We start from the raw sequence: 16,799 nt of genomic DNA, 5'->3' as shown, positions 1-16,799 counted from the left end.
ATGGCACGTCAGGCCGCGCCCGCCAATCGCGCGGCCTCTTCCAGGTCCACGCTGACCAGGCGGCTGACGCCTGGCTCACGCATGGTCACGCCGGACAGCTGGTGCGCGGCCTCCATCGTCGCCTTGTTGTGGCTGACGAACAGGAACTGCACCTTCTCGCTCATTTCCTTGACCATGTTGGCCAGGCGGCCGACGTTGGCTTCGTCCAGCGGTGCGTCCACCTCATCCAACAGGCAGAACGGCGCCGGATTCAGCTGGAATATGGCGAACACCAGCGCCACCGCGGTCATCGCTTTCTCACCGCCGGACAGCAGCGAGATGCTGGACACGCGCTTGCCCGGCGGGCGCGCCATGATGGTCACGCCGGTATCGAGCAGGTCTTCACCGGTCAGCTCCAGGTAAGCATGGCCGCCGCCGAACAGGCGCGGGTACAGCGCCTGCACGCCGGCGTTGACGCGGTCGAAGGTGTCCTTGAAGCGGCCGCGGGTCTCGCGATCGATCTTGCGGATCGCGTCTTCCAGGGTTTCCAGCGCTGTGGTCAGGTCGGCGTGCTGCGAATCCAGGTAGTCCGAGCGCTGCGACGCCTCGCCATACTCGTGGATGGCCGCCAGATTGACCGGCTCCAGCCGGCGCATGCGAGCATCGATCTGGTGGACCGCCTGCTCCCAGTCGCCCAGGCGGGCATCCTCGGGCAGTGCGTTGAGCACGTCCTGCAGCACGAAGCCGGCCTTTTCCACCGCCGCCTGCAGGGTGTCGGCACTGAGCACCAGCGCCTGCTGGTCGAGCTTGCGCTGCGAAATGCGCTCGCGCTGGACCAACGCCTGCTCGTCGCGCTGGTGGCGGGTCTGCTCGTAATTGCGCAGCTCAGCGTCGATGCCGTCCAGCAGCGTTCGCGCCTCGGTCAGCACGCGATCGGCGCGCACACGCTCCTCCAGCGCATTCTGGTGCTCGGCCTGCAGTGCTTCGATCGGCGAATCACCTTCGTCCAGCTGCGAATGCAGTTCGCCCAGCCGCGAATCCAACTGCCCACGTTGGGTGCCCATGCGTTCCAGCGCCTGGCTCAACGAGGCCAGCTGCGCCCGCTGCGATTCCAAAGTCAGGGCCAACGAATGCGCGCGCTCGCGTACCGCGCGGGCGGCATCGCGGGCCAGGTCGCGGGCTTCGGTCAGCTGGCGGCGTTCGCCCTCCAGCCGCTGCCGGGTCGACTCCAGGTCGCCCATGCTGCTGACCGCACTCTCCAACCGCGAGCGTGCTTCACGCGCCTGCTCGTTGTTGGCTTCAATGGTTTCCTGCAGTTGCTTCAGCTCGCCTTCGATGCGGTCGATGCGCGTGCGCGCCGCCTCCACCTTGCCCTGCTGGCCCTGCAACTGGCCGGCCAGTTCGGAGACCGCACGATGGGCCTGGTACAGCGCGCGCTGCGCGTCTTCACGCTGCTGTTCGGCAGCGTGCAGCTGCTCACGGAAACCGGCCAGCTGTTCTTCCAGCTCGGCCTCGCGGTCCTGCAGCTGTTCGATCTGCTCGCGAAGCTCCTGGATCTCGCGTTCGCGCAGCAGCGCACCCTGCTGGGCCGCGCCGGAGCGCGATACGCGCAGCCAGCCCTGGCCCAGGCGCTCGCCACCCTGGGTGATGACCGAATCACCTTCCGGCAGGCTGCCCTGCAACGCCTTCGCTTCGGAAAGGTCCTTGGCAGCATGCAGGTGTGCCAGCAGGCGACGGATCGCCACCGGGCCACGCACGCGCGCGGCCAGCGAGGTCGGGGCGACCTTCAGCTCGTCATCGCCGTTGGCGACCAGCGCAAGGTGACCATCGCCGAGCTCACCCAGGGCATCGACCAGGCTGGCCGGGTCATCGACCAGCACACCTTCGATCAAGTGGCCGAGCGCGCTTTCCACCGCGTTTTCCCAGCCGGCATCCACGTCGAGGCGCTCGCCGACACGCGCCGCAGAATCCAGCCCACGCGCCTTCAGCCACGCGACTGCCGCGCCCTGCTCCTGGCCCAGCGCGGCCTGCTGCAGGGCCTCCAGCGAGGCCAGGCGGCCACGCAGGCCGTTGGCCTGCTTGCGCAGTTCGGCCAGTTCGTTCTGGCCATTGCGCTGCTGTTCCTGCACCGCCGCCACGCCCTGCTTGCGCAGCTCGACGTCTTCGCTCAGCTCATCCAGCGCAGCCTTCTGCGTGTCGTGTTGCAGGTGCAGCTGCTCGAAGGCCTCTTCCAGCGCATCCACATCCAGCCCGGCGCGCTCGGCGGCCAGGGCCTCACGACGCCGGTCGGCATCCAGGATCTGCTTGTCCAGATAGTCCACGCGCGTGCGCTCGACATCGCCGGCGCGCGAGGCTTCCGAACTCTGCGAGGTGTGCTGTTCCCAGCGCTGCTGCCAGCTGGCCAGCCGCTCTTCGGCCTCGCGCAGGCTTTCCTGCTTGATCTCGTTTTCTTCCTGCAGTGCTTCCAGCTGCGGAGTGGCGGCCTCCACCGCCTCACGCAGCACCCTCAGCCTGGCCTCATCACCGCTGATGTGCTGCCCCAGTTCGGCCAGGGCCTGCTGGGTTTCATCGCGTGCCTTGTGCAGGCGCTGCGACAACTCGCGCTGGTGCTGGATCTGCTGTTCCAGGCGCGCCAGCGTACTGCCGACCTGGTAGACCGCCGCCTGTGCGGTGTTGAGCGCGTCGGCAGCCTCTTCGCGCCGCGCGCGCGAGGTTTCGATGCGGGCTTCGGCATCACGCTGGTCGGCGATCAGCTGCTGCAGCCGCGTTTCTTCCTGCGACAATCCTTCGCGCAGCTTGGACAGGCGTCCGTCGAGGCCGCGGAATTCCAGTGCCTTCCACTCGGCGTCCTTGACCCGGCGCTCTTCCTGCAGGGCCTGGTACTGCTCGGCCTGCTTGGCCTGGCGCTTGAGGTGCTCCAGCTGCTTGCTGATCTCGTCGCGCAGGTCGCCCAGCCGGTCCAGGTTCTCGCGGGTGTGGCGGATGCGGGTCTCGGTCTCCTTGCGGCGCTCCTTGTACTTGGAGATGCCGGCCGCCTCTTCCAGGTACACGCGCAGGTCTTCCGGGCGTGCCTCGATGATCTGGCTGATCATGCCCTGCTCGATGATCGAGTAGCTGCGCGGCCCCAGGCCGGTGCCGAGGAACAGATCGGTGATGTCGCGGCGACGGCACTTGGTGCCGTTGAGGTAGTAGTTGCTGGTGCCGTCGCGGCTGACCGTGCGCTTGACCGAGATCTCGTTGAACGAGGCGTACTCGCCCGAGATCGTGTGGTCGGAGTTGTCGAAGATCAGCTCGACGGTGGCCTGCGACACCGGCTTGCGGGCATTGGACCCAGAGAAGATCACGTCGGTCAGCGAGTCGCCACGCAGGCGGCTGGCCGAACTCTCGCCCATGACCCAGCGCACGGCGTCGATGATGTTCGATTTGCCGCAGCCATTGGGCCCCACCACGCCGGTCATGTTGGTCGGCAGGTGCAGGGTGGTCGGATCGACGAACGACTTGAAGCCGGACAGCTTGATCGTGGAAAGACGCATAGGGGTTCCGGACTGGGGCCGGCAAGCGGCCTGCGTGTACCCTCCAAGTCATTGATCCTGCTGGGATCGATGCCCGTGGAACGGGTGTGACGCCCTGAGTATACCGATGTGGCCGTGTTCTACGAATGGGCGTGGAACATTACCGGTCCCCTGCCGCCAGGCGAACATGGATCGACGCCATGAAACGGGGCCACAAAACAAAACGGGCACCCTTGCGGGCGCCCGTTCTGCGGTGATGCCAGGCCTTGCGGCGTGGGATCAGGCTTCGGCGACGACGACGACCTTGACGGTGGTCTCGACGTCGGCGTGCAGGTGGACCAGCACGTCGTATTCGCCGATGTTGCGGAAGGCGCCTTCGCCCAGGATGACTTCGCTCTTTTCCAGCGGCAGGCCGGCGGCGGTGAAGGCCTCGGCGATGTCGCGCGGGCCAACCGAGCCGTACAGCTTGCCTTCGGTCGAAGCGTTGGCGGCGATGGTCACGCTCGCGCCTTCCAGCTTGGCCTTGCGGCCTTCAGCGTCGGCGTGGATGGCCTGGGCCTTGGCTTCGTATTCGGCGCGCTTGGCTTCGAACTCGGCCTTGTTGCTCTCGGTGGCCGGCACGGCCTTGCCCTGCGGCACGAGGAAGTTACGGCCGTAGCCCGGCTTCACGTCGACCAGGTCGCCCAGGTTGCCGAGGTTGGTGACTTTCTGCAGGAGGATCAACTGCATGGTATTGCTCCAGATAAGTTATTCGTTAGCGAGGCAACGCCCCGCAACAAAGGCTGTCCGAATAGCTGGCACAGCGGGGGCGGCGTCGGGCCGCCCCGCCTGCATCAGACGTCGTGGTTGTCGGTGTACGGGATCAGGGCCAGGAAGCGAGCGCGCTTGACGGCGGTCGCCAGCTGGCGCTGGTACTTCGACTTGGTACCGGTGACGCGGCTCGGCACGATCTTGCCGTTCTCGGTCAGGTACTGGCGCAGGGTGTTGAGATCCTTGTAGTCGATCTCCTTCACACCTTCAGCAGTGAACTTGCAGAACTTGCGGCGACGGAAGAACTTGGACATGGGAAGGCTCCTTAGGCGGCGGAAGCGGCGTCGTCGCCGGCTTCGTTGTCAGCGGTGTTGTTGGACTCGCCTTCTTCGTCGTCACGACGACGGCGCTCACCGCGCTCCGGCTTGTCACCCTTCTCGTCCTTGCTCTTCATGATCAGCGACTGCTCGGTGTCAGCCTCGTCACGCTTGATGACCAGGTTGCGCAGCACGGCGTCGTTGAAGCGGAAGCTCTCGGTCAGTTCGTTCAGAACGGCCTGGTCGGCTTCGATGTTCATCAGCACGTAGTGGGCCTTCACCAGGTTCTGGATCGGGTACGCCAGCTGGCGGCGGCCCCAGTCTTCCAGACGGTGGATGGTGCCGTTGCCGTTCTCGACCAGCGACTTGTAGCGCTCGATCATGGCCGGGACCTGCTCGCTCTGGTCCGGGTGGACCATGAACACGATTTCGTAATGACGACTCATGTTTTTTTCTACCTTTCGGATGTGGCCTTGCGGCCGGACAGCCCCCCGCCGTTGAGACCGCGGTGGGGCAAGGGTTCCCGCCAGGGAGGCAGGAAGCCGCGCATTATGGCGCAGATGGGGTGGCCGGGCAACCGGTGGGCCACCTGACACCCTGAACCGGGGGCGAGCGCCCAGCCAACCCGGGTTGGGCGCTACCAGAACGATCAGGCCCCGGCCGGCCGTCAGGCCTTGTCGGCGTCAGTGGTGAAGCTCTCGCCGCAGCCACACTCGGCGGTGGCGTTCGGGTTGCTGAACGTGAAGGTCTCGCTCAGGCCGTGCTTGCCGAAGTCGATCACGGTGCCGTCCACCAGCGCCAGGCTCTTGGCGTCGACATAGATCTTCACGCCGTCCTGCTCGAACACGGTATCGCCCTCGCGCTCATCGCGGGCCAGGTCGGTGATGTGGCCCCAGCCGGAGCAGCCGGTCCTGGTCACGCCGAAACGCAGGCCCAGCGCGCCGGGGGTCTGGGCGACAAAGCGCTGCACGCGCTCGAAGGCAACGGGGGTCAGGCTGACGGCCATGGGGCTACTCCAGAGGTACGGGGACATTATAAGGAGCTGTGGCTGCGAAAAATGCCTCGCAAGCAGAACGCTGCAACCGGTAAACTCCCGTGTTCACAGATCGAGTCGATCAGCAGAGGATTCAAGTCATGACGGTGGTCAGCGTTGAACATGCGCTTGCCGGGAAGATCCCGGAAGGCGGCGAAGTCACGGTACGCGGATGGGTGCGCACGGTGCGCGGTTCAGCGAATCTGGCCTTCGTGAATGTGAGCGACGGCTCCTGCTTCGCCCCGATCCAGGTCGTGGCCAACGACACCCTGGGCAACTTCGACGAGATCAAGCGGCTGACCAGCGGCTGCTCGGTCATCGGCACCGGTACCCTGGTGAAGTCGCAGGGCAAGGGCCAGTCGTTCGAGATCCAGGCCAGCACGCTTGAAGTGGTCGGCTGGGTCGAAGACCCGCTCACCTATCCGATCCAGCCCAAGCCGATGTCGCCGGAGTTCCTGCGCGAAGTGGCGCACCTGCGCCCGCGCACCAACCTGTTCGGGGCGGTCACCCGCATCCGCAACTGCCTGGCCCAGGCCGTGCACCGCTTCTTCCACGAGAACGGCTTCAACTGGATCAGCACCCCGATCATCACCACCTCCGACGCCGAAGGCGCCGGCCAGATGTTCCGCGTGTCCACCCTGGACATGGTGAACCTGCCGCGCGACGAGAAGGGCGCGATCGATTTCAGCCGCGACTTCTTCGGCAAGGAAACCTTCCTGACCGTGTCTGGCCAGCTGAACGTCGAGGCCTATTGCCTGGCGCTGAGCAAGGTCTACACCTTCGGCCCGACCTTCCGCGCCGAAAACAGCCACACCACCCGCCACCTGGCGGAGTTCTGGATGATCGAGCCGGAAATCGCCTTCGCCGACCTGGCCGAAGACGCACGCCTGGCCGAAGAGTTCCTGAAGTACCTGTTCCGCGCGGTGCTGAACGAGCGCAGCGACGACCTGGCCTTCATCGCCGAGCGCGTGGACAAGAACGCGATCACCAAGCTGGAAGATTTCATCAACGCACCGTTCGAGCGCATCGACTACACCGATGCGGTCAGCCTGCTGCAGAAGTCCGGCAGGAAGTTCGACTTCCCGGTGGAATGGGGCCTGGACCTGCAGACCGAGCACGAGCGCTGGCTGACCGAGGAACACGTCGGCCGCCCGGTGGTGGTGACCAACTACCCGGAGCACATCAAGGCCTTCTACATGCGCCTGAACGACGACGGCAAGACCGTTGCCGCGATGGACGTGCTGGCCCCGGGCATCGGCGAGATCATCGGCGGCAGCCAGCGCGAAGAGCGCCTGGACGTGCTGGATGCGCGCATGGCCCAGTTCGGCCTGGATCGCGAGCACTACAGCTGGTACCGCGATTTCCGCCGCTATGGTTCGGTGCCGCACGCCGGCTTCGGCCTGGGCTTCGAGCGCCTGGTGGTCTACGTCTGCGGGCTGTCCAACATCCGCGATGCGATCCCCTACCCGCGCGCCCCGGGCAGCGCGGACTTCTAAGCCCCAAACGACCACGGAGGTGCTGCCCCCATGACCCTGTTCTTCGCCCTCTGTTTCGTTGGCGTTGCAGTGGCCGGGTTCAGTGCCTTCGTGATCTTCTGGCCGCTGACCCTGGTGCACGTGCGCGACCGCCATCCGGCGCTCGCCGAGCGCTTCGGCAGCGGCGCCTTCCTCAAGCCCGATGCCCTGGCCTGGCTGCTGCGCCGCGACTATCGCCAGCAGCCGGACCGATCATTGTCCGGGCTGGCGACGCCGGCCTGGGTATCGCTGCTGACCCTGCTGGCCGGACTGGGCATGGCTGCCCTGCTCTGGCTGGCCTCGCTCTGGTAACACATCCATGAATGACATCACCACTTCGCGCGACAGCTGGTGGCTGGCCAGCCTCGGCAACACCCTGATCTGGGCACGCCTGCGGGTGCGCCCTGCCGGCACCGCCGAAGTGCTCGACAGCGACGGCAACACGCTGAGCTATGACAGTGAAGACACCGCCCGTTCGCAGCTGTTCGACGCCGAATTCGTCGAGTATGACGGCCTGGACGAGGAGGACGCGCTGGTGCGCGGCTTCAGCCTGCACGAAGTGCAGCCGCCGCAGGCCGACAGCGACGAGGGCCTGCGTGGCCGCATGATCCAGTCGCTGGGCGGGCGCGCCTGACCCTGGCATGTTCACCCCGCGCGCCTTCGCCGAGACCGACCTGCTCTGGCTGGACCGCCTGCTGGCGCGCGATCCGTTCGTCAGCGTGCTCACCCCGGGCAGCGATGGCCTGCCGGAGCTGACGCGGATGCCGGTGTTGTACCGGCGCGAGGGCGAGCGCATCGAGCTGCGCGGGCACTGGGCCCGCGCCAACCCGCAGTCGCGCCACAGCGGTGCGGCCAAGGTACTGGTCGATGGCCCGCACGGCTACGTCTCGGCCAGCTGGTATCCGGACAAGGAGCCCGCCGCGCGGGTGCCGACCTGGAACTATGCGGCCGCCGAGCTGCGCGGCCAGCTGCACACCTTCGACGACACCGATGCGCTGGCCGAACTGGTCGGCGCGATCAGCGACCATTTCGAAGCCAGCGTCGGCCAGGCCTGGCGCTTCGATGCCGCGCGCGCCGAACACGGCCCGGAGCTGCGCGCCATCGTCGGCTTCCGCTTCCAGGTTGAACACGTGCAGCTGAAGCTGAAGCTGAGCCAGAACCACCCCGATGCGAACCAGCGTGCCGTGATCGCCGAACTGGAACAGCTGGGCACCCCTTCCTCCACCGAGTTGGCGCAGTGGATGCGCTGGCACCGCGAACAGGCCACCCGCAGCGGCTGAACGCCCCCGATTCCCGCGACGACGCAGCCGGATGGCTGCGGCGCGCCCCCACCCGACGCCAGGCATCCGAACATGAAAGACATCCACAAGCTGCTGCAGAACAACCGCGACTGGGCCGACCGCATCGAGAAGGAAGACCCGGACTTCTTCCACCAGCTGGCCAAGCAGCAGCATCCCGAGTACCTGTGGATCGGCTGCTCCGATTCACGAGTTCCGGCCAACCAGATCATCGGCATGGCGCCGGGCGAAGTGTTCGTGCACCGCAACGTCGCCAACGTGGTCGCCCACACCGACCTCAACTGCCTGAGCGTGGTGCAGTACGCGGTGGACCAGCTGAAGGTCAAGCACATCCTGATCGTCGGCCACTACGGCTGCGGCGGCGTGCATGCCTGCCTGCACAACACCCGCGTCGGCCTGGCCGACAACTGGCTGCGCCATGTCGGTGACGTGGTGCAGAAGCACCAGGGCATCCTCGACGACATCGAAGACGACGAACTCAAGCACGCCCGGCTGTGCGAGCTGAACGTGATCGAGCAGGTCGCCAACCTCTGCCGCTCGACCATCGTGCTGGATGCCTGGGCCCGCGGCCAGAAGCTGATGGTGCATGGCTGGGTGTACAGCCTGAAGGACGGTCGCGTGCGTGAAATGGGCATCGACGTCGGTTCGCTGGAAGAGCTGCAGCCAGCGTATGAAAAAGCGCTGTCCTTCGTGCCGCGCAAGGGCCGTCGCGACTGATCCCCACACGGATGACCACCATGCTCGCCCCACCGATCAACCTGCACGCCTGGATCGAAGAGAACCGCCACCTGCTGAAGCCGCCGGTGGGCAACAAGATGATCGACAACGGCGATTTCATCGTGATGGTGGTCGGCGGACCGAACTCGCGTACCGACTACCACTACGACGAAGGCCCCGAGTGGTTCTACCAGCTCGAAGGCGAGATGGTGCTGAAGGTGCAGGAGGACGGCGCGGTGCGCGACATTCCGATCCGCGCCGGCGAGATCTTCCTGTTGCCGGCGAAGGTGCCGCACTCGCCGCGGCGCCCGCCCGGGGGCATCGGCCTGGTGGTCGAGCGCAAGCGCCTGCCGCACGAGAAGGACGGGGTGATCTGGCACTGCGAACGCTGCAACCACAAGCTGCACGAAGAGTTCTTCGCGCTGCAGAACATCGAGACCGACCTGCCCAAGGTGTTCGCGCGCTACCACGCCAGCCTGGAACTGCGCACCTGCAGCCAGTGCGGGCACGTGGATCCGCTGCCGGTGCCGGCGGCGGGCTGAGCACCTGCCCCTGTAGAACCGAGATCCTATGTTCGTGGTCAAGCCTGCTGGAAGCAGGCTTGACCCACTTTCAGCATGGCCGGGTCAAAGTCCCGGCCGCTCTTGAAGACGCCCCAAGCGATCCTGGCCAGCTTTCTGGCCAGGATGTTGAAACTGGCAGTACTGCTGTGGCCGCGTTCGCGGATGGCGTTGTAAAGGGCTTTGCCATTTTTGGAGCGGGTCAGTCCCATGGCCGCCATGTAGAGGATCTGGCGCAGGCTGGCGTTGCCGCGCTTGGACAGGCGCCGCCTACCGATCCGGGCGCCGGATTCGTTGGGGCGCGGATCCAGGCCGGTACAGGCGATCCAGGCGTCCGAGCTGGTCAAGGGCCATCGTGTGATGTGATGGGTGACGAAGGCCGCTACCGTCGGCCCAACCCCCGGAATGGTCATGATCCGCCGATACAGGTCGCGCTGTTCGCCACTGCGGCACAGTTGCTGAATCTGTTGGTCGAGCAGGGCAATGGCCTCTTTCAGACCATCGAAGATGCGCCCAAAGATGGCCGACTCCGACGCCCCCGCGCCTAGCGAGAGATTCAACTTCGCCTTGCTCCGGACCAGGCTGTCACGTTGCTGGAGCAGCACATGCAGCTGCTCCTGCGCAGGCGATCGGGCGACATGCTCATGCAGATTGTCGGCCTCCTTGGCGATGTAACGCGCAATGACCTGCGCGTCACCTGAGTCGGTTTTGCCGCGGCAGGCCACGCCCTTGGCGTAATGTTTGATGTCGCGCGGATTGAGCACAAAGACGACGTGGCCGGCCTTCTGGGCAGCTTGAACCACAAGCTCGTGGTAGCGATTGGTTGCTTCCACTCCAATGCGAGACCCGACCGGCAGAGTGGACAGCCACTTACCGATGGCTGACGCTGAATTGGGGATTCGAGTGCTGCCCTTGGTGCCATGGCGTGCCACCACAAGGCTCTTTGAGTCGGCATCGATGCCGACGGCCAAATGATCTGACATCTGCGCAACTCCCAGCTATTGTTGAGGGGCTGGGGTGGTACCGCACCACGTTGGCTTGCCTACATCGGCGGTCCTCAAAGGCCGCTAGATCCTTTATCGACGTTAAGGTGCGGGATGGGGATCGCTCGGCTCGTCTGTCGGCTGCTATCCGCAGATATCATGTTGACGGTCCCTCCACCCTGGCTCCTACATACCGCGTAGGAGCCGGGAGGAACATACAAGCCCATGCTCGGCTTCGTGGCCCGGCAGCCGAGCATGGGCTCGGCTCTACAGGTTCGGCGGCAGGCACGCCGCCAAGCGCTACACTGGCGGTCCCGTTGCAGCCTGTTGCCCGACCATGTCCGACCTGCTCAGCCGCACCCACGCCATTGCCCTGGACGCCGCCGATCCGCTGCGTCCGATGCGTAACGAATTCCTGATTCCGCGCCATGGCGGCGGCGAGCAGACCTACTTCGTCGGCAACTCGCTGGGCCTGCAGCCGCGTGGCGCTCAGGCCGCGGTGCAGGAAGTGATGAAGCAGTGGGGCGAGCTGGCGGTGGAAGGCCACTTCACCGGCCCTACCCAGTGGCTGTCCTACCACCGCCTGGTAAGCGCGCAGCTGGCCCGCGTGGTCGGTGCGCTGCCCAGCGAAGTGGTGGCGATGAACACGCTGAGCGTGAACCTGCATCTGATGATGGTCAGCTTCTACCGGCCGACCACGCAGCGCCCGGTGATCCTGATGGAAGCCGGCGCATTCCCGACCGACCGCCACGCGGTCGAAGCACAGATCCGCTTCCATGGCTTCGACCCGGCCCAGTGCCTGGTGGAAGTGCAGCCGGACGAAGCCAACGGCACGATCTCGCTGACCGCGATCGAACGCGCCATCGCCGAGCACGGCCCGCGCCTGGCGCTGGTGCTGTGGCCCGGCGTGCAGTACCGCACCGGTCAGGCCTTCGACCTCGATGCAATCACCCGCGCCGCACGCCTGCAGGGGGCGCGCATCGGTTTCGACCTGGCGCATTCGGTGGGCAACCTGCCGCTGCGCCTGCATGACGTGGCGCCGGACTTTGCGGTGTGGTGCCATTACAAATACCTCAACAGCGGCCCGGGCGCGGTTGCCGGCGCCTTCGTGCACGAGCGCCACCATCGCGACACCACCCTGCCCCGATTCGCTGGCTGGTGGGGCCATGAGGAAGCCACCCGTTTCCAGATGGCACCGCAGTTCACCCCGGCCATCGGTGCCGAAGGGTGGCAGCTGAGCAATCCGCCCATTCTGGGGCTGGCACCGTTGCGCGCCTCGCTGGACCTGTTCGAGCGAGCCGGCATGGACGCGCTGCGCAGCAAATCGCTGGCGCTGACCGGCATGCTCGAAGCACTGGTGCGCGCACGCCTGCCGCAGGTGCTGGAGATCATCACCCCGGCAGACCCGCAGCGCCGCGGCTGCCAGTTGTCGCTGCGCGTGATCGGCGGCCGCGAGCGCGGGCGCGCCCTGTTCGAGCACCTGCGCAGCATCGGCGTGCTCGGCGACTGGCGCGAGCCCGACGTGATCCGCATCTCGCCCACCCCGCTCTACAACCGCTACCTGGACGTGCACCACTTCGTCGAGGAAGTGGAAGCCTGGGTCGGCCTTTGAGCCGGTCCCTCCCCTACTGCTGGACAGTTCGTTGATCGCACACGCCTCCCGCTCGTTGAGCATTATCGGTGCCGGCCTCGCCGGCTCCCTGCTGGCCATCCTGCTGTCACGCCAGGGCTGGCGCATCACCCTGTACGAACGCCGCGGCGATCCGCGCGTGGCCGACTACGAGAGCGGCCGCTCGATCAACCTGGCGCTGGCCGAGCGTGGGCGCAACGCCCTGCGCCAGGCCGGTGTGGAAGACGAGGTGATGGCGCGCGCGGTGATGATGCGCGGACGCATGGTGCATCCACGCGACGGCGAACCGCAGCTGCAGCGCTATGGCCGTGATGACAGCGAAGTGATCTGGTCGATCCACCGCAGCGACCTGAACACCACGCTGCTGGAACTGGCCGAACAGGCAGGGGCCACCGTGCATTTCCATCGCCGCCTGCACACCGTTGATTTCGATGCCGGCTACGCCCGCTTCATCGATGACCGCGATGACAGCCCGCACGACATCCGCTTCGACACCCTGATCGGTGCAGACGGTGCCGGTTCGGCGCTGCGTGCGGCAATGAACCGGCGCGCGCCGCTGGGCGAGGACATCGCCTTCCTCGATCACTCCTACAAGGAGCTGGAGATTCCGCCGGCCGAACACGGGGGCTTCCGCATCGAGCGCAACGCGCTGCACATCTGGCCACGCGGCCACTACATGTGCATCGCCCTGCCCAATCATGAAGGCACCTTCACCGTCACCCTGTTCCTGCCCAACCAGGGCGATCCCAGCTTTGCCACGATCAATACCGGTGCGCAGGCCGAGGCGCTGTTCGCTCGCGAGTTCGCGGACGCGCTGCCGCTGATCCCGAACCTGCGCGTGGATTGGGAACAGCACCCGCCGGGCCTGCTCGGCACGCTCACCCTGGAGCGCTGGCACCAGCAGGGTCGCGCCGTACTGATCGGCGACGCCGCGCATGCAATGGTGCCGTTCCACGGCCAGGGCATGAACTGCGCGTTCGAGGATTGCGTTGCGCTGGCCCGTCACCTGATGGAGGCGGATGACCTGGAAAGTGCGTTCGCTGCGTTCGAGGCCGAGCGCAAACCCAATGCACGCGCGATCCAGCAGATGGCGCTGGAGAACTACCTGGAAATGCGCAACCGCGTGGCCGATCCCTCGTTCCTGCTGCAGCGCGAACTGGAGCAGGAACTGCAGCGGCGCTGGCCGACCCGCTTCGTCCCGCACTACACGATGGTCACCTTCCTGCACACGCCGTACGCCGAAGCGCTGCGCCGCACCGAACTGCAGCGCGATTTGCTGGCGGCGGCCACGGTCGGCCACGAGTCGCTGGACAACATCGACTGGGCGGCGCTGGAAGCGCAGATCCACGCGCAGCTACCGGTCCTGGAGGGTGCGCACTGATGGCTGACAGCTTCCTGTTCTACGACCTGGAAACCTTCGGCCAGGATCCACGGCGCACCCGCATCTCGCAGTTCGCCGCCATCCGCACCGACGCCGACCTCAACGAGATCGACACGCCGGTCAGCTTCTTCGTGCGCCCGGCCGATGACCTGCTGCCCTCGCCGATGGCCACCCTGGTCACCGGCATCACCCCGCAGCAGGCCTTGGCCGAAGGCATCAGCGAGTCCCAAGCCTTCGACCGCATCAACGAACTGATGTCGCGACCCGGCACCTGCGCGCTGGGCTACAACACGCTGCGCTTCGACGATGAATTCGTCCGCTACGGCCTGTTCCGCAACTTCCATGACCCATACGAACGCGAGTGGCGCAACGGCAATTCGCGCTGGGACCTGCTGGACATGCTGCGGCTGATGCGCGCGATGCGCCCGGATGGCATCCAGTGGCCGCTGCGCGAGGACGGTGCCACCTCGTTCAAACTCGAGCACCTGGCCGAAGCCAACAACGTGCGCGAGGGTGATGCGCACGAAGCGCTATCCGACGTGCGAGCCACGATCGGCATGGCACGGCTGTTCAAGCAGTCGCAGCCGCGCCTGTGGGACTATGCCCTGAAGCTGCGCGACAAGCGTTTCGTCGGCACCCTGCTGGATGTCACCACGATGACGCCGGTGCTGCACATTTCCATGCGCTACCCCGCCAGCCGTCTGTGCGCGGTGCCGGTGCTGCCCTTGGCCGTGCACCCGACGATCAGCAACCGGGTGATCGTGTTCGACCTGGACGGCGACATCGACGACCTGCTGGCCCTGCCGGCCGAGGTGATCGCACAGCGCCTGTACCTGCGCGCCAGTGAACTGCCCGAGGGCGTGGCACGGGTGCCGCTGAAGGAAGTGCACCTTAACAAGGTGCCCGCCCTGGTCGCCTGGAACCACCTTCGTGGCGACGACCACGCGCGCCTGGGCCTGGACGTGGCCGCGATCGAGGCCAAGGTTGAACGGCTGCGCGGGTTCGCCCCTCAACTTGCCGAGAAGGCGCGCCAGGTCTACAACCAGCCGCGCGCGGCCACCGTGGCCGACGTCGATGCCTCCCTGTACGACGGCTTCCTCGGCAACGGCGACAAACCGCTGCTGGCGCTGGCCCGCACCACCGCACCGGAGCAGTTGGCCGCGCTGGAAGGCCGCTTCCGCGACCCGCGCCTGCCGGAGCTGCTGTTCCGCTATCGTGCGCGCAATCATCCCGACAGCCTCGCGCCGGCTGAACGCCAGCGCTGGCAGGATTACCGGCGCCAGCGCCTGCTGGGAGACGGCGGCCTGGGCGAACTCAACCTGCCCCAGTACCAGCAGCAGCTCGATGCGCTGGCCGCCGAGTCGCCCGACGACGCGCGGCGCCAGGCCCTGCTGCAATCGTTGCGCGACTGGGGCCAGCACCTGCAGGAGACCTTGTGAGTACCTATTTCTCGGACGCCAGCTTCAAGTTCCTGCGCAGCCTGGCGCGCCACAACGAAAAGGCGTGGTTCAACGACCACCGCCAGCAGTACGAAGAGCATGTGCGACAGCCGTTCCTGCGCCTGTTGGGTGATCTTCAGCCAGCCCTTGCCGAGGTCAGCGAACACTTCCGCGCCGATACCCGCGGCGTCGGCGGCTCACTGTTCCGCATCCACCGCGACGCGCGTTTCTCCAACGACAAATCGCCTTACAAGACCTGGCAGGGTGCGCGCCTGTTCCATGAGCGCCGTCGCGAAGTGGCCGCGCCCTCGTTCTATGTGCACCTGCAGCCAGGCGAGAGCTTTGTCGGTGCCGGCCTGTGGCACCCGGAACCGGAAACCCAGCGCCGCGTGCGCCACTTCATCCTCGACAATCCGGGCAGCTGGAAGGCCGCGGCCCATGCACCTGCGCTGCGCAGGCGCTTCGAGTTCGAGGAGAGCGAAAAGCTGGTGCGTCCGCCGCGCGGCTTCCCGGCCGACTTCGAGTTCATCGACGACCTCAAGCACCGCAACTGGGTGATGTGGCGCCCGCTGGATGACGCCACGATGACCGGCCCACGCCTGCTGTCCACGCTGGGCAAGGATCTGGCCGCGCTCGGCCCGTTCGTCGACTATCTGTGCGCAGCGCTGGACCTGGAATTCTGATGCCGTTGGCGCACCAACGGCGCACGCTGGGCCGCACCGGCCTGGCGGTTTCGCCGGTCGGCCTTGGGTGCTCCGGCTTCTGGGGGCATCGGCGCTTCCCGGAGCAGTCGGCCGCGCACGTCGTCGAGCATGCACTGGCACAGGGCGTGAACCTGTTGGACACCGGTCACAACTACTCCGGTTTCCACGCCGAGCCGCGGCTGGGCCGCATCCTGCGCTCCTTGCTCAAGCAATACCCGCGCGATTCGCTGGTGATCTCCAGCAAGGGCGGCACGCTGACCGGCCAGGCCGGCGTCAGCGGCGCCGAGCAGCGCAATTTTTCGCCAGCGGCCATCACCGCCAGCTGCGAAGCCTCGCTGCGCAACCTCGGCCTGGATTACCTCGATATCTACCAGCTGCATGGTGCCAGCCAGCACGACATCAACGATGACCTGCTGGCCGCGCTGCAGCGACTGCGCGAACGCGGGTTGATCCGGCATACCGGCATCAACACGCACACGGCGTCGACCCTGTGCTGGATGATCGACCATCCCACGCTGTTCGACGTGGTGCTTCTGGACTACAACGCCCTGCAGCAGGATCGTGAACCCCTCATCGACCGGCTGCACGCGGCCGGTATCGGCGTGCTGGCCGGCACCGTGCTGGCGCAGGGCCACCTGCTGCCATCACGGGCCCGCCTGCCGCGCCCGGCTCTGGCCTGGTACCTGGCCAGAGCCTGGCTCAAGCCAAGCAGCCGCTCCCTGATGCACAGCGCACGCCGGATGCGCCACACCATCGCCGCCATCCACAGCCAGCGCCCCGCCCAGACCGCGTTTGCCTACGCCCTCGGCCATCGCGGCGTCGCCAGCGGCATTCTGGGCACCACCCGCACCGGCAGCCTGGACGAAGTGCTGGCGACGCGCCTTGAGGCGCTGACCCCGGCGGAACGGCAACAGCTGGTCGATGCCTTCGGTGATGGCCGTGGTTCGCCCAGTCAGTGAGTCTTCACCCGGCACTGCCGCTG

Annotated in this window: 17 protein-coding genes; 11 read left to right on the top strand and 6 right to left on the bottom strand. The window is 66.5% G+C overall.

All coding sequences use genetic code 11. From position 1 onward, the window contains the following. Positions 1 to 8: 8 nt before the first annotated feature. The 5 genes from smc to ROV95_RS11075 form a co-directional block, all read right to left on the bottom strand. On the bottom strand, positions 9 to 3,512 hold the full coding sequence (smc, locus tag ROV95_RS11095; RefSeq protein WP_019660369.1) for a chromosome segregation protein SMC: 3,504 nt from the start codon (positions 3,510 to 3,512) through the stop codon (positions 9 to 11). A gap of 258 nt (positions 3,513 to 3,770) precedes the next feature. Beyond that, positions 3,771 to 4,220 (bottom strand): 50S ribosomal protein L9, encoded by a 450-nt coding sequence (rplI, locus tag ROV95_RS11090; RefSeq protein WP_005410227.1) that lies wholly within the window; start codon positions 4,218 to 4,220, stop codon positions 3,771 to 3,773. Between the two features lie 104 nt (positions 4,221 to 4,324). Beyond that, positions 4,325 to 4,555 carry a 30S ribosomal protein S18 gene (gene rpsR, locus ROV95_RS11085; protein WP_002804494.1) on the bottom strand — a complete coding sequence of 77 codons (231 nt, stop codon included), beginning with the start codon at positions 4,553 to 4,555 and terminating at the stop codon, positions 4,325 to 4,327. 11 nt (positions 4,556 to 4,566) lie between these two features. Continuing rightward, the gene (gene rpsF / locus ROV95_RS11080; protein WP_005410228.1) at positions 4,567 to 5,004 is read right to left on the bottom strand and encodes a 30S ribosomal protein S6; all 438 of its coding nucleotides are present in this window, start codon (positions 5,002 to 5,004) and stop codon (positions 4,567 to 4,569) included. 221 nt (positions 5,005 to 5,225) lie between these two features. Beyond that, the gene (locus tag ROV95_RS11075; protein ID WP_019660371.1) at positions 5,226 to 5,564 is read right to left on the bottom strand and encodes an iron-sulfur cluster assembly accessory protein; all 339 of its coding nucleotides are present in this window, start codon (positions 5,562 to 5,564) and stop codon (positions 5,226 to 5,228) included. 128 nt (positions 5,565 to 5,692) lie between these two features. Here ROV95_RS11075 and asnS point away from each other — a divergent pair, with 128 nt between their 5' ends. The 6 genes from asnS (at position 5,693) to ROV95_RS11045 (ending at position 9,662) form a co-directional block, all read left to right on the top strand. Then, on the top strand, positions 5,693 to 7,087 hold the full coding sequence (asnS, locus tag ROV95_RS11070; protein WP_134730866.1) for an asparagine--tRNA ligase: 1,395 nt from the start codon (positions 5,693 to 5,695) through the stop codon (positions 7,085 to 7,087). Between the two features lie 30 nt (positions 7,088 to 7,117). After that, on the top strand, positions 7,118 to 7,417 hold the full coding sequence (locus ROV95_RS11065; RefSeq protein ID WP_005417403.1) for a hypothetical protein: 300 nt from the start codon (positions 7,118 to 7,120) through the stop codon (positions 7,415 to 7,417). A 7-nt stretch (positions 7,418 to 7,424) separates the two neighbouring features. Next, positions 7,425 to 7,739 carry a hypothetical protein gene (locus tag ROV95_RS11060; protein ID WP_019660373.1) on the top strand — a complete coding sequence of 105 codons (315 nt, stop codon included), beginning with the start codon at positions 7,425 to 7,427 and terminating at the stop codon, positions 7,737 to 7,739. Positions 7,740 to 7,746: 7 nt separating this feature from the next. Next, the gene (locus ROV95_RS11055) at positions 7,747 to 8,385 is read left to right on the top strand and encodes an FMN-binding negative transcriptional regulator (protein ID WP_155029809.1); all 639 of its coding nucleotides are present in this window, start codon (positions 7,747 to 7,749) and stop codon (positions 8,383 to 8,385) included. A 72-nt stretch (positions 8,386 to 8,457) separates the two neighbouring features. Then, positions 8,458 to 9,120: a carbonate dehydratase gene (gene can, locus ROV95_RS11050; RefSeq protein ID WP_312544383.1), complete on the top strand. Its 663-nt coding sequence runs from the start codon at positions 8,458 to 8,460 to the stop codon at positions 9,118 to 9,120. Between the two features lie 20 nt (positions 9,121 to 9,140). Further along, on the top strand, positions 9,141 to 9,662 hold the full coding sequence (locus ROV95_RS11045; RefSeq protein WP_312544382.1) for a 3-hydroxyanthranilate 3,4-dioxygenase: 522 nt from the start codon (positions 9,141 to 9,143) through the stop codon (positions 9,660 to 9,662). Between the two features lie 38 nt (positions 9,663 to 9,700). On the opposite strand, the gene ROV95_RS11040 is transcribed toward ROV95_RS11045, so the two are convergent. Beyond that, complete coding sequence (locus tag ROV95_RS11040) at positions 9,701 to 10,663, bottom strand: IS110 family transposase (protein WP_049459279.1); 963 nt, start codon at positions 10,661 to 10,663, stop codon at positions 9,701 to 9,703. 337 nt (positions 10,664 to 11,000) lie between these two features. On the opposite strand from ROV95_RS11040, the gene kynU reads away from it, so the two are divergent. From kynU to ROV95_RS11015, 5 genes are read left to right on the top strand one after another with little or no spacing between them, the layout of a single operon-like run. Further along, a complete protein-coding gene (gene kynU / locus ROV95_RS11035; RefSeq protein WP_312544381.1) occupies positions 11,001 to 12,275 on the top strand; it encodes a kynureninase in 1,275 nt (424 codons plus the stop codon). 31 nt (positions 12,276 to 12,306) lie between these two features. Then, the gene (locus tag ROV95_RS11030; protein WP_312544379.1) at positions 12,307 to 13,674 is read left to right on the top strand and encodes an NAD(P)/FAD-dependent oxidoreductase; all 1,368 of its coding nucleotides are present in this window, start codon (positions 12,307 to 12,309) and stop codon (positions 13,672 to 13,674) included. Continuing rightward, positions 13,674 to 15,113 (top strand): exodeoxyribonuclease I, encoded by a 1,440-nt coding sequence (gene sbcB, locus ROV95_RS11025; RefSeq protein ID WP_312544377.1) that lies wholly within the window; start codon positions 13,674 to 13,676, stop codon positions 15,111 to 15,113. Before ROV95_RS11030 ends, sbcB begins: the two co-directional genes overlap by 1 nt. Next, positions 15,110 to 15,796 (top strand): DUF2461 domain-containing protein, encoded by a 687-nt coding sequence (locus tag ROV95_RS11020; protein ID WP_021202728.1) that lies wholly within the window; start codon positions 15,110 to 15,112, stop codon positions 15,794 to 15,796. The genes sbcB and ROV95_RS11020 overlap by 4 nt, the downstream gene beginning before the upstream one ends. Beyond that, entirely contained in the window at positions 15,796 to 16,776 is a 981-nt protein-coding gene (locus ROV95_RS11015; RefSeq protein WP_312544376.1) for an aldo/keto reductase, read from the top strand. Before ROV95_RS11020 ends, ROV95_RS11015 begins: the two co-directional genes overlap by 1 nt. Positions 16,777 to 16,799 lie beyond the last annotated feature (23 nt).

The sequence above is a fragment of the Stenotrophomonas maltophilia group sp. msm1 genome (assembly GCF_032025805.1).
GTDB classification, from domain to species: domain Bacteria; phylum Pseudomonadota; class Gammaproteobacteria; order Xanthomonadales; family Xanthomonadaceae; genus Stenotrophomonas; species Stenotrophomonas hibiscicola.
Note: the sequence above shows the minus strand (reverse complement) of the source record. Positions and strands in the feature narration are given on the sequence as shown.